The sequence below is a fragment of the uncultured Aliiroseovarius sp. genome, from assembly GCF_947497285.1.
Taxonomy (GTDB): Bacteria; Pseudomonadota; Alphaproteobacteria; order Rhodobacterales; family Rhodobacteraceae; genus Aliiroseovarius.
Genome location: NZ_CANMFT010000001.1, coordinates 667,147 through 679,736 on the forward strand (window position 1 = coordinate 667,147; position 12,590 = coordinate 679,736).

At 60.0% G+C, this 12,590-nt stretch carries 10 protein-coding genes and 1 tRNA gene; all 11 read left to right on the top strand.

Annotation, left to right across the window (positions count from 1 at the left end):
• The first annotated feature begins 195 nt into the window (after positions 1 to 195).
• Entirely contained in the window at positions 196 to 609 is a 414-nt protein-coding gene (locus Q0864_RS03205; protein ID WP_298566071.1) for a universal stress protein, read from the top strand.
• A 47-nt stretch (positions 610 to 656) separates the two neighbouring features.
• Positions 657 to 2,291, top strand: coding sequence for a BCCT family transporter (locus Q0864_RS03210; protein WP_298566072.1), 1,635 nt, complete (start codon positions 657 to 659; stop codon positions 2,289 to 2,291).
• A 178-nt stretch (positions 2,292 to 2,469) separates the two neighbouring features.
• The gene (locus Q0864_RS03215; protein WP_298566073.1) at positions 2,470 to 3,696 is read left to right on the top strand and encodes an aminotransferase class V-fold PLP-dependent enzyme; all 1,227 of its coding nucleotides are present in this window, start codon (positions 2,470 to 2,472) and stop codon (positions 3,694 to 3,696) included.
• Positions 3,697 to 4,046: 350 nt separating this feature from the next.
• Entirely contained in the window at positions 4,047 to 5,252 is a 1,206-nt protein-coding gene (locus tag Q0864_RS03220) for a cyclopropane-fatty-acyl-phospholipid synthase family protein (RefSeq protein WP_298566074.1), read from the top strand.
• Positions 5,253 to 5,390: 138 nt separating this feature from the next.
• Complete coding sequence (locus Q0864_RS03225) at positions 5,391 to 5,831, top strand: TrgA family protein (protein WP_298566075.1); 441 nt, start codon at positions 5,391 to 5,393, stop codon at positions 5,829 to 5,831.
• A 13-nt stretch (positions 5,832 to 5,844) separates the two neighbouring features.
• The gene (locus Q0864_RS03230; protein ID WP_298566181.1) at positions 5,845 to 6,975 is read left to right on the top strand and encodes an NUDIX domain-containing protein; all 1,131 of its coding nucleotides are present in this window, start codon (positions 5,845 to 5,847) and stop codon (positions 6,973 to 6,975) included.
• Positions 6,976 to 7,069: 94 nt separating this feature from the next.
• Positions 7,070 to 8,107: a cysteine synthase A gene (locus Q0864_RS03235; RefSeq protein WP_298566076.1), complete on the top strand. Its 1,038-nt coding sequence runs from the start codon at positions 7,070 to 7,072 to the stop codon at positions 8,105 to 8,107.
• Positions 8,104 to 10,584 (top strand): DUF3772 domain-containing protein, encoded by a 2,481-nt coding sequence (locus tag Q0864_RS03240; protein WP_298566077.1) that lies wholly within the window; start codon positions 8,104 to 8,106, stop codon positions 10,582 to 10,584. The genes Q0864_RS03235 and Q0864_RS03240 overlap by 4 nt, the downstream gene beginning before the upstream one ends.
• On the top strand, positions 10,577 to 11,293 hold the full coding sequence (locus Q0864_RS03245) for an alanyl-tRNA editing protein (RefSeq protein WP_298566078.1): 717 nt from the start codon (positions 10,577 to 10,579) through the stop codon (positions 11,291 to 11,293). The genes Q0864_RS03240 and Q0864_RS03245 overlap by 8 nt, the downstream gene beginning before the upstream one ends.
• Before the next feature lie 28 nt (positions 11,294 to 11,321).
• Entirely contained in the window at positions 11,322 to 12,164 is an 843-nt protein-coding gene (locus Q0864_RS03250; protein ID WP_298566079.1) for a class I SAM-dependent methyltransferase, read from the top strand.
• A 77-nt stretch (positions 12,165 to 12,241) separates the two neighbouring features.
• A tRNA-Ser gene (locus tag Q0864_RS03255) sits at positions 12,242 to 12,331 on the top strand.
• The last annotated feature ends 259 nt before the right edge of the window (positions 12,332 to 12,590 follow it).

Below are 12,590 nucleotides of genomic sequence, written 5' to 3' on the forward strand. Positions count from 1 at the left end.
GTGTCAGAGATGTCCGGAAGGGGGCTGTTTGCGAGTTCGAAGCTTTTCGGTGTAGCGTGGCCCTGCGAACCGGTTCGTGAAAACCTCGTTGTGGCCCCGACTTCGGGGTCATCAAAGTTCGTTGCCCTTGGCCGGGGGGGAACTGACGCCCATGGATTGGGGCACACCCCAACCAAAGAAAAAAGGGAGGGACATGTGTTTAATCGGATCATGGTTCCCGTCGATCTTGCCCATGCGGACAAGCTTGAAAAATCCTTGACCTGTGCGGCGAAGCTTGCCGCGCAATATGGGATCGAAGTGTGTTACGTCGGCGTAACCGCCGAAACGCCTTCGCCTCTTGGGCACAATCCCAAAGAATACGATGAAAAACTTGCGGCATTCGCTGCAGAGCAAAGCGCAAAACGCGGCCACGCCGCAGTGCATAAATCCATGCTGAGCCACGATGTCGTGACAGATGTCGATGATGCCTTGATCGAGGCGGTCAAAGAAACGGGCGCGGATCTTGTGGTCATGGCGACCCATGCACCGGGCTTGTTGGATGTCATTTGGCCATCCAACGGCACCAAGCTTGCCGCACACACCAAGGCATCGGTGTTTCTGGTCCGCTGAACGCGATGCGATCAGAAACATGTCAGAAATGAATATAGGAGGCCGTGATGGCTGAATCCAGCGAACCACAAGGCATACCCGAGCCCGAAGGGGCGTATGACATCATCGATACCGATTACGAAATTGGTCAGGACAATATCCAAACGCAAATGGGCCCGTTCGGGCTTGATATTCACAACCCGGTCTTTCTGATCTCGGGTCTGTCAATCGTCGCATTCGTTTTCTATGCGCTTGCCTTGCCGGAACAGGCAGAAGCGATCTTTGGCGCGATGCGACCGTGGCTCACGTCGAATTTCGATTGGTTCTTCTTCAGTGCCGGCAACTTCTTTGTGCTTTTCTGCCTGTTTCTGATCGTAAGCCCGTGGGGCGGCGTGCGATTGGGCGGAGAGGACGCGACACCCGACTATGGCTATGCTGGCTGGTTTGCCATGCTGTTTGCCGCAGGCATGGGCATCGGGCTGATGTTCTATGGCGTTTCCGAACCGATGAGCCATTTCTCTTCCTCACTTGGCGGGACGGCAAGTGAAGGCGGTGCGCGCACCGACTGGGCGCCCTTGGGGGCGGCTGCGGGCGATCAAGAGGCCGCAATCAAGCTGGGCATGGCCGCAACGATCTATCACTGGGGGCTACACCCTTGGGCGATGTATGCTGTTGTCGCGCTCGCTCTGGCGCTGTTTTCCTATAACAAAGGGCTGCCGCTTACCATTCGCTCGGCGTTCTACCCGATCTTCGGGGAGCGGGTCTGGGGCTGGACCGGCCATGTCATCGACACGCTTGCCGTGTTTGCCACGTTGTTCGGTCTGGCCACATCGCTTGGCTATGGCGCGACACAGGCGAATGCTGGTTTGAACGAGCTGTTCGGCGTGCCCATCGGCACCACAACGCAAGTCATCTTGATCACGTTGATCACCGCGGTAGCCCTTGTGTCGGTCGTCCGCGGCTTGGATGGCGGGGTCAAGGTGCTGTCAGAACTGAATATGGGGCTGGCCTTTTTGCTTCTGTTCTTCGTTCTTCTGGTTGGACCGACCGTCGCGATCCTGACCCTGTTTTGGGATTCAATCGTCAGCTATTTCGCGAACATCGTTCCGTTGTCCCAACCCTTCGGACGCGAGGACGCGAATTATTCGCAAGGCTGGACCGCGTTCTATTGGGCGTGGTGGATTTCCTGGTCACCCTTCGTCGGCATGTTTATCGCCCGCGTTTCGCGTGGCCGCACGGTGCGTGAATTCATCATCTGCGTGCTTCTGATCCCGACTTTTGTCTGTGTTCTGTGGATGGCCGTCTTTGGTGGCACCGCGATCACCCAATTCGTTCAGGACGGGTATCAGGCTGTCAACGAAGCCCCGCTGGAACTGAAGCTGTTTGCCATGCTCAAAGAGCTTCCCTTTGCACAGATCACCAGCTTCATCGGCATCGTGCTTGTCGTCGTGTTCTTCGTGACCTCGTCGGATTCCGGATCGCTGGTGATTGATACGATCACAGCCGGCGGCAAAGTTGACGCCCCGGTCCCGCAGCGTGTCTTCTGGTGCATCTTCGAAGGTGCTGTGGCGATTGCATTGCTGATCGGTGGGGGGCTTGGATCCTTGCAGGCGATGGTGATTTCGACGGGTTTGCCCTTCACACTCGTGCTGTTGCTGATGTGCTGGTCAATCCTGCGCGGGCTGATGGCCGAGAAACGCTAACCACCTAAGATCAAACGAAAGCCCCGCCGGATCGCTCTGGTGGGGCTTTTTTCTTGACCAGGGCAAAGGTGACCCCTAGCGATGGGGCTGCTTTTCGATGTGGTCCGCGCGCGGGTTACGTCAACCGTCGCCGCGCCCTTGCGAGGGGCGGGCGTTTCAAATTGCAAGGAGCTTTGGCGTGGCCGAACTTGATATCAACTGGGTGCGGGCGCAGTTTCCCGCCTTTGCCGAGCCAAGCCTGCAGGGGCAGGCGTTCTTTGAAAACGCGGGCGGGTCATATACATGCAAGCCCGTAATTGACCGGCTGACCCGCTTTTACCATCAACGCAAGGTGCAGCCCTATGGGCCGTATGAAGCGTCGCGGCTGGCAGGCGAGGAAATGGACGAGGCCCGCAGCAAGCTGGCCGCCATGTTGGGCGTGGCCACGGATGAGTTGAGCTTTGGCCCCTCGACCACCCAGAACACCTATGTTCTGGCACAGGCCTTCCAGCAGCACCTCGCGCCCGGCGATGCCATCATTGTCACCAATCAGGACCACGAGGCCAACACAGGCCCATGGCGGCGACTGGCCGACGAAGGGGTCGAGGTGCGCGAATGGCAGCTTGACGCCGAAACAGGCCAGTTGTCCCTTGCCGATCTTGCCGACCTGCTGAGCGACGCCAAGGTCAAGCTGGTCTGCTTTCCCCATTGTTCCAACGTGGTCGGAGAGATCAATGACGTCGCCACCATCTGCGCCATGGCAAAGGCCGCAGGGGCCTATAGCTGCGTCGACGGCGTCAGTTATGTCCCACATGGGTTTGTTAACGTGGACACGCTGGGCGCGGATATCTATCTGTTCTCAGCCTACAAGACCTATGGGCCGCATCAGGGGCTGATGGTCATCCGCCGCGCCTTGGGGGAGGTGCTGCCCAATCAGGGGCATTTCTTCAATGCGGGCGCGCTTTACAAGCGGTTCACCCCTGCCGGACCTGACCATGCGCAAATCGCGGCCTCGGCCGGCATGGCAGATTATGTCGACGCTCTGGCCGACCATCACGGGCTAAGCGGGGACACGGCCGGGCGAACCGCCGGGGTCCATGATCTGCAACGCGCGCACGAGGTGAGACTGTTGCAGCCCCTTCTGGACTATCTGTCTTCGAAAAACTCGGTGCGCGTGTTGGGGCCGTCACAGGCGGAAAACCGCGCGCCGACGGTTGCAATGGCAGCGCAGGTGCCGGGCCTTGTGCTGGCACAGAAACTCGCGGCCCATGGCATCATGGCCGGCGGCGGAGATTTCTATGCTGAACGCGCGTTGCGCGCGCAAGGGGTCGATCCTGCAAACGGCGTGCTGCGGGTAAGCTTCACGCATTACACGACAGAGGCGGAAGTGACGAAACTGATCACTGCGCTGGATCAGGTGCTTTAAGTTAATGGCTTAAAAACATGAAGTTGGCGGCGCTTTTTGATCTACTTTTTAGGCGCCCCGAAACAGGTGCGACTGGCAATTTATTGCGCCAGATGCTGGCAATCTTCTGCACGCGCAGGGACCGTTTTGCACCCTATTGCCTGTTGCCCCGCTGGCCCTGCGCGGGCGAATAGCGCGCTTGAAAAGGCCAACATCGCTTGCCTTGAGACGGTGCGAAACGCGGTTGCGCGTGTGCCCGCCGCCTTCGCATCCGCAGCACATATGCGCTGCATCTGCATGGCAACCATCTTGCCAGCCCGGCCAACGAGGGCCTAGCCTTTCCCTGTCAGGGCCAGACCATGGGGGGCGCGATGATCCTGAAAAGCACATCGGGGCAGGATGGACTGCCTCGTTATTTCCCAAGCGTTTTTGACGCCGCGTGTCGGATGAACCGCGGCCGTCTTGATTTCGTTTTGCCCGACGGGCGCCGCTTTCGTGCGGACGGGGCGCATCCGGGCTATGTGGCTGAACTGTGCGTGCATGATCCCGACGTCTTTGCGCGCTTGATCCGCGAAGGCGATCTTGGCTTTTGCGACGCCTATATCGACGGTGGCTGGTCCACACCGGATTTGCAGGCGTTTCTGGATCTGCTGCAAGATGACAATGACATGCTGTATGACGGCTTTCCCGGCCAGATATTCCTGCGCGCCTATGAACGCATGCGCCATCTGATGAATTCCAACAGCAAGAAGCGGGCCAAGAAAAACATCAGTTACCACTATGATCTGGGCAATGATTTTTATGCGCTTTGGCTGGATGACACGATGACCTATTCCTCGGCCCTGTTCAAAAGCGGACAGGACAGTCTTGAGGCGGCGCAAGCGCAGAAATATGCCTCGATGATCGACCAGATGGGCGTGGGTCCGGGCGATCATGTGCTGGAAATCGGCTGTGGTTGGGGCGGATTTGCAGAACATGCCGCGCGCCGTGGCATCCGCGTCACGGGTCTGACAATAAGCCAGGAGCAACATGACTTCGCGGTCGAACGCATCCGCAAGGCCGGCCTGTCGGATCTGGTCGACATCAAGATGCAGGACTATCGCGACGAGACGGGACGCTATGACGGGATCGCCTCGATCGAGATGTTCGAGGCGGTGGGCGAGAAATACTGGCCGGTCTATTTTGGCACCCTGCGAAAGTGCCTGCGCCCCGGCGCCCAAGCGGTCCTGCAGATCATCACGATCACGGAAAAGCGGTTCGAGACCTACCGCAAAGGCGTTGATTTCATACAGAAATACATCTTCCCTGGCGGGATGCTTCCGTCAAAGACCGCGTTGCGCGCCGAGGTCGAGAAGGCCGGGTTGGCTTTCCGTGATCAGATCACGTTCGGGGAAAGCTATTCGATGACGCTCAGGCGGTGGCACGATGTCTTCAACGCCCAATGGGCGCGCGTCGCCACGCTGGGGTTTGACGACCGTTTCCGCCGCATGTGGAACTTTTATCTGACCTCCTGCGCGGCGGCGTTTCATTCGGGCAATTGCGATGTGGTGCAGGTGACGCTCAAGAACCCGGCCTGACGGGAACGCCGGTCAGACGGCTCATGGAAGCGTGGCGTCAGGACAACATTGCGCAACTTCGCGCCAAATGCGCCATAAAATGGCCATACCCCCCTGAGAAAAGTGCCTGAAAAAGCGTCGCATGCGCAGGAGAGACCCATGCCCACAGCCGCGAAACTTGTTGCCGCGATTATCCTGGCCGTCACTGGCTGGTTTTGTGCCGAAATGATCAAACCCCTGATGGAAGAGGGGCGCGACCTGTCCAAGTTTTCGCCGATCTGTGCCGCGATCGGGTTGGCGGTGGGCTGGAAGTTCCTTGGCCCGCGTGCAGATCGACGCCTTGGCAGCGTTGGCGCGAATGCGGTGACGACGACGTTGGTGCAGGTCGGCGTGACGCTGTTCGTGTTTGCCTTTGCCCACATGATCGGGGAAAGCATGCGAAAAGCCTATGATGGGCCGGTCGAAGCGGTGCAGGACATCTTTGTCATCGGGACCGAACTGTTTTTGGAATATTTCACTGGCGAGGTCATTGCCACGGCCGTTCTGGGCGGCGCGATCGGCGCTTGGTGTGCGTTCCGGGCGGCGCGCGCGTGGGGCTGACCCCGTGAGCGCCATGTTTTTCTATGGAACCTTGTGTTACCGCCCCTTGTTGGAGCTGGTGTTGCAAGGCCGGTCCTATCAGGCGAAACCGGCCTGTTTGCCCGCGCACAAGGTCAGCTGGGTCAAAGATCAGCCGTTTCCGATGATCCAGGCTTGTCCGAACGATCCAGACGCCGTGGCGCAGGGGCTGTTGGTCGAAGAACTGTCGGACACAGCCAAAGCGCGGCTTGATTTCTACGAAGGTGGTTTCGACTACACGCTGCAGGCGCTTGCCGTCCATCCTGACGGGCAGGCAGCCCCCGTATCGGCGCAGGTCTATTTCCCCGATCCCGGCCTCTGGACAGCCGGTGACCCATGGTCGTTGGACGATTGGGTTGCGGCGTGGGGTGATCTCACGCTTGAGGCCGCGCGCGAGGTCATGGGCACCTTCGGCACGCTGACCCCCAAACAGATCGCCGAGCGGTTTGCGATGATCCGTGTGCGTGCCGCCAGCCGGTTGCGCGCGCGCAACAATGCCTCGCCCACCACGCTCAGGGCGGCATACGGCGCTCAGGATGTGCGCGTTACTGCAGAAGCCCAGCCCTATACCGGCTTTTTCGCCATGAAAGAGCAAACCCTGTCCTTTCGCCGCTATTCAGGCGAGATGAGCGAGACAGTGACCCGATCCGCCTTTGTCGGCGGGGATGCGGTGATCGTTTTGCCCTATGACCCGGTGCGCGATCGGGTGATGGTGATTGAACAGTTCCGCATGGGGCCGCATATGCGGGGCGATCCGTCCCCTTGGCTGCTGGAACCCATCGCAGGTCGGATCGACCCCGGCGAAACGCCTGAGGCCTGCGCCCACCGTGAAGCGCAAGAGGAAGCCGGCCTGACGCTAGACCGCTTGCTGCCCTTGCCGCACCACTATCCCAGCCCCGGTGCCAGCACCGAATTCTTTTACACCTATGTCGCCCTGTGCGACCTGCCCGACGATGTGGCCGGTTTTGGCGGTGTCGTGGACGAAGCCGAAGACATCCGAACCCATGTCATCGCGTTCGACAAGCTGATGGGTCTGGTGCAGAGCGGCGAGGCGGGTTGCGGGCCATTGGTTCTAAGCGCGCTTTGGCTCTCGCATAACCGTGATCGACTTCGGGCCGGATGCTGACGGTTCCGCCGTCAACGGCCCCTTGCCCCCCCTTGAACCCCTAGGTGTCAGCCCCTACAGATTGTAGGGACAACGCGCGAACAAGGGGCAGAAAATGGACATCAAGAAAGACCTCGAGGCTACAGTGGGCAATACGCCCCTGATCCGCCTGAAAGCCGCCTCGGAGGCGACCGGGTGCGAAATTCTTGGCAAGGCCGAATTTATGAACCCCGGCCAGTCCGTCAAAGACCGGGCGGCGCTGTATATCATCAAAGATGCCGTCGCACGCGGTGACCTGAAACCCGGCGGCACGATTGTGGAAGGCACGGCGGGCAATACGGGCATTGGTCTGGCGCTGGTTGGTGCCTCGATGGGGTTCAAAACGGTGATCGTGATCCCGGAAACCCAGTCCGAGGAAAAGAAAGACATGTTGCGCCTGGCCGGGGCAGAACTGGTGCAGGTTCCGGCCGCGCCCTATCGCAACCCGAACAATTTCATCCACTATTCGCGCCGTCTGGCCGAAAAGCTGGCGAAAACTGAACCCAACGGCGTGATCTGGGCCAACCAGTTTGACAATGTTGCCAACCGTCAGGCCCATGTCGAAACCACCGGCCCCGAAATCTGGGACCAGACCGGCGGCAAGGTGGACGGGTTCGTCTGCGCGGTCGGATCAGGCGGCACGCTGGCGGGTGTCGGCATGGCGCTTCAGCCCAAGGGGGTGAAGATCGGCATCGCCGATCCGATGGGGGCGGGCCTTTACAGCTACTACACCACCGGCGAAATCGCGATGGAAGGCGGGTCGATCGCCGAGGGCATCGGACAAGTGCGGATCACCAAGAACCTTGAAGGGTTCACCCCCGACATGGCGTGGCAGGTGCCCGATGAAGAGGCCCTGCCGATCATCTTCGATCTGCTTGCAAACGAAGGTCTGTGTCTGGGCGGATCGTCCGGCATCAACGTTGCAGGCGCCCTTCGCATGGCGCAGGAAATGGGACCGGGCCACACCATTGTGACGGTCTTGTGCGATTATGGCACGCGCTATCAGTCAAAACTGTTCAACCCCGAGTTTCTGCGTGAAAAAGAGCTGCCGGTGCCTGAATGGCTTGATCGCGGTCCCGCCTTTTTGCCGGAAGCGTTCGAGGAGGTCGAATGACCCGCAGCCTTACGTTTTTTCTGGCCGCCTTCTGGCTGGCCCTTTCGTCGTTCGCCTTCGCGCAGGACGCGCGCCTTGAGAAAGAGGAGCGCACGCCGTCTTATGTGGTGACGACCAGCGGTGCGCCGGACTATGCGGCATGGGACCGCGTGGCCGAGCGGGTGGAAGGCGCGGTCGAGGTCGGGCGCGCTTCGGATCAGGTCTTGGCGGATCTGCGTCAGGAACTGTCCGACTGGCGTGACCTTTTTGCGGATGCTCAGGCCGAAAACTCTATCCGTATCAATACGTTGAAGACCCAGCTTTCGACGCTTGGCCCAGAACCCGAGACCGCAGGGTCGGAACCTGCCGTCCTGACACAGCGCCGCAGCGAACTGACCAACAAGCTGAATTCTGCGCAACTGCCGGTGCAAGAGGCAGAAGAGGCGTTTTCCCGCGCCGATGTATTGATCCGTGAAATAGACAGTCTGGTGCGCGCGCGTCAGGCGGATCAGATCCTGAAGCTGGGTCCAAGCCCGGTCAATCCGGCGATATGGCCACAAGCTTTTTTGGATCTGAAGACCTCTTTGGACCTGGCGGTCAACGAAGTGCGAAAAGCATGGGGCAGTGACGCGCAGCGCGCCGACCTCAACGCGGATTTGCCGCTGACCCTTTTGCTGCTGATCATCGCCTTCGTGTTGATTTTCTTCAGCCGTGTCTGGATCATCCGCCTTGGCAGCCGCGTCAGGAACCAGCGCAGCGGGCCGTCGCGCGGCGTTGTGGGGTTTGCCATGTCGCTGGGGCAGGTGGTCGCGCCACTGATTGGTATCTTCGCACTGATCAAGGCATTGAACCTTGCCGGTGTGCTTGGGCTTCGCGGGCAGGTCATCGTGGATGCGCTGCCTTGGTTCGGCTTCCTGCTGTTTGGCGGGTTGTGGATTGGAACCCGGTTGTTCTCAGCCGAAACAAGCGGCGGGTCGTTGATTGAACTGCCGCGCGTCGCACAACGTGCCGAGGCCCGGGTAAATGTCGCGCTTCTAGGGCTTTTGCTTGGCGTCTGGGTGGTGCTGTCCCGGCTGGCCAAGAACGAAAACTACTCTGACGGGACGCTCGCCGTTTTGGTTTTCCCGATCCTGGTCGGCTCTGGCTATCTGCTCGTGCGGATCGGCCGCCTTTTGCGCCGCCATGCCGACGAACAGACCGGCACTGAAGGAAAGACCTTCCGCGAACGTATCGTCGTGCTGATCGGACGCAGCTGCGAACTGGTGGGCATCGCCTCGCCTGTTTTGGCGGCGATTGGGTATACCAGTCTGGCCGTATCGACCATGTTCCCCACAGTGACAACGATGGGTATCATTGCGGTGCTGGCACTGTTGCACGTCTTCTTGACCAACCTCTATGGTGTGGTGCGCAAGCTTAGTGAAGAAGAGGCGGGTCAGGCGCTTCTGCCGGTCTTGATGACCACCGTTTTGGTGTTGTTGTCACTCCCGCTTCTTGCGCTTGTGTGGGGCGCGCGTCCTACGGACCTGACCGAGCTGTGGACCACGTTCCTGCAAGGGTTCCAGCTGGGCGAGGCGCGTGTCACGCCGCGCACCTTCGTGGTGTTCGCGTTGATATTCGGCGTCGGCTATGCCGCGACGCGGGCCACACAATCGGCGCTTAAGGCTTCGATTTTGCCTAAGACCAAGCTGGACAAGGGCGGGCAGAACGCCATTTCCGTCGGTGTCGGCTATGTCGGCATTTTTCTGGCGGCAGTGATCGCGATCACATCGGCCGGGATTGACCTGAGCTCGATTGCCATTATCGCCGGCGCGCTGTCGGTCGGGATCGGCTTCGGTCTGCAAACCATCGTGTCGAACTTCGTGTCCGGTATCATCCTTCTGATCGAACGGCCCATTTCCGAAGGCGACTGGATCGAAGTGGGCGGACAGATGGGCTATGTGCGTGACATTTCCGTGCGCGCGACCCGGATCGAAACCTTCGACCGCACCGATGTGATCCTGCCCAACAGCGATCTGGTGTCAGGTGTTGTCACCAACTACACCCGCGGCAATTCCATCGGCCGGGTGATCGTGCCGGTGGGGGTTGCCTATGGCTCTGACACCCGCCGGATCGAAGAGATCCTGCGCGAGATTGCTGAGAACCATCCGATGGTCACCGTCAACCCGCCACCCAATGTCGTGTTTCAGGGTTTCGGGGCGGACAGCCTTGATTTCGAGATCCGCGCGATCCTGAGCGACGTGAACTACATGCTGACGGTGAAAAGTGAGATTAACCACGAAATCGCGCGCCGCTTTGTGGAAGAGGGGATCGAAATTCCCTATGCGCAGCGTGACATCTGGTTGCGTAACCCAGAGGTTCTGACAGCCGCCGCGGCCGCACCTCTGGCCGCACCAACAGCGCCCGCCGCACCTCCGGCCACGACCAATGAACCCCCTGCGGTTTCGGCATTGACTGTCGAAGACATGCACGAAAGCGACGACGGAGATGGCGATGACTGAGCCGCTCTTTCGCGATGACGCCTATCTGCGCGAGGCGCAGGGCAGGGTGCTGGCCCACACGGACCGCGGCATCGTTGTTGATCGCAGCCTGTTCTATCCCAACGGGGGTGGTCAGCCGGGCGACCGTGGGCAGATCAGCTGGGAAGGCACCACGACCACAGTGGTAAACACCTTGAAGGGTGACGGAGACGCGATTGCCTTGGTTCCGGAGGACGGCGCCGAATTGCCGCCCGTCGGTGCCACAGTCACGCAAGCGCTGGATTGGGATCTGCGCCTGCGCCACATGCGTATGCACACGGCCTTGCACCTGTTGTCCGTTGTCATCCCCTTGCCGGTCACGGGGGGACAGATCGGGGCGGAGAAGTCGCGCCTTGATTTCGCGATGGAGGAACCACCCGAGGACAAACAGGCGCTGGAAGACGCGTTGAACGCCTTGATTGCGCGCGATTTGACGGTATCCGAAACATGGATCACAGATGCCGAGCTTGCGGCCAATCCGGGCCTGGTCAAAACCATGTCCGTGCAGCCGCCCAAGGGGGCTGGGCGCGTGCGACTGGTGCGTATTGGCACCGATGATGAACAGGTCGATCTGCAACCCTGTGGCGGCACCCATGTGGCCCGCAGCGCCGAGATTGGCCGCATTCGCTTTGGCAAGGTGGAAAAGAAAAGCCGGTTGAACCGGCGGTTCAGCATCCATCTTGACGATTGAAACGGAACTCAGACGCAAGGGGATAACAATGGCAGATCGTAGAAACGTCCCCGACGACTGGGCAACCGCCAACAAGGCCACGTGGGATGAGCGCGTCGCGATTCATTTGAAGGCGGACGCCTATGACCTGACGCCGCTGCGCGAAGGTCGTGCAACCCTGCACCCGATCGAACGTGCCGATATCGGCGACGTCGCGGGTCTGAAGATCGCCCACCTTCAATGCCATTTCGGGCGTGACAGTTTAACCTTGGCGCAACAGGGTGCCGACGTCGTGGGGTTGGACTTCTCGCCCAAGGCCGTAGAGCTGGCCAAGGCATTGGCAGAGGAGCTGGATCTGTCACCCCGCGCCCAATTCGTAGAGGCTGACCTGTATGACGCCCCAGACGCGCTGGCCCGGTTTGGCCAGTTCGACCTGGTGTTCATCACGTGGGGGGCTGTTGGGTGGCTGCCCGATCTGCCGCGTTGGGCCGGGATTGTCGCGGGGCTTCTGAAGCCCGGTGGGCGGCTCTATCTGGCCGAAGGGCACCCGGCGGCAATGGTGTTTGACGACGAAACCATGGCGTTACCTGACGGGCGCCCCGGCTACCTGGCCCCATATTTCGACCGCAAAACATGGAAAGATGACGCCCCGCGCGACTATACCGGCGATTTCCCCACGCTTCAGGCGGGCCACGAATACTGGTTTGATCACACGCTTTCGGACATCCTGAACGCGATCATCGGGGCTGGGCTTACGTTGGAATGCTTCAACGAACATGACAGCGTGCCATGGCCACTTTTCAGCTGCCTGACACCCACCGGCGACGGGATGTATGGCTGGCCCGACAAGCGCTGGTTGCCCCTGTCGTTCTCGCTTTTCGCACACCGCTAAAGCCCCTCAGAATGCCGACCACAAAATTTGCAATGACCGCTTGAACCCGCTTGGGCTTTTGCTGTAGCAACGGCGGCGGAGCGGTGGCCGAGTGGTCGAAGGCGCACGCCTGGAAAGTGTGTAGGCGGGGAACCGTCTCGAGGGTTCGAATCCCTTCCGCTCCGCCACTTGCCCTTGAGAAAGCGTTCTCCCGATCCGGCTGCGGCCGGATTTTTCCGTTGTTTTCGAGGGTTATGCACGAGGGGCTGTTCACCGGCCCCGGTGCGAAGAGGGCCCAAAGCGTTCTCTACGGGCTGATATTCTCCGGACCTCATGACTACGCCGATTTGGTGAATTTCTTATAAGTCCATGTAAGATATAAAGAAAATCCAGCGTCGAAAATTGCTTGGATTGAAGTCGCGTTTGCGTTTGTTGCGACCGGTTTCG

Bases quoted from the DNA above. Each gene is read 5' to 3' on its own strand.
- Q0864_RS03225 (WP_298566075.1), top strand. From the start codon at position 5,391: ATGCCCACAGCCGCGAAACTTGTTGCCGCGATTATCCTGGCCGTCACT.
- Q0864_RS03250 (WP_298566079.1), top strand. From the start codon at position 11,322: ATGGCAGATCGTAGAAACGTCCCCGACGACTGGGCAACCGCCAACAAG.
- Q0864_RS03230 (WP_298566181.1), top strand. From the start codon at position 5,845: ATGTTTTTCTATGGAACCTTGTGTTACCGCCCCTTGTTGGAGCTGGTG.
- Q0864_RS03235 (WP_298566076.1), top strand. From the start codon at position 7,070: ATGGACATCAAGAAAGACCTCGAGGCTACAGTGGGCAATACGCCCCTG.
- Q0864_RS03220 (WP_298566074.1), top strand. From the start codon at position 4,047: ATGATCCTGAAAAGCACATCGGGGCAGGATGGACTGCCTCGTTATTTC.
- Q0864_RS03245 (WP_298566078.1), top strand. From the start codon at position 10,577: ATGACTGAGCCGCTCTTTCGCGATGACGCCTATCTGCGCGAGGCGCAG.
- Q0864_RS03240 (WP_298566077.1), top strand. From the start codon at position 8,104: ATGACCCGCAGCCTTACGTTTTTTCTGGCCGCCTTCTGGCTGGCCCTT.
- Q0864_RS03210 (WP_298566072.1), top strand. From the start codon at position 657: ATGGCTGAATCCAGCGAACCACAAGGCATACCCGAGCCCGAAGGGGCG.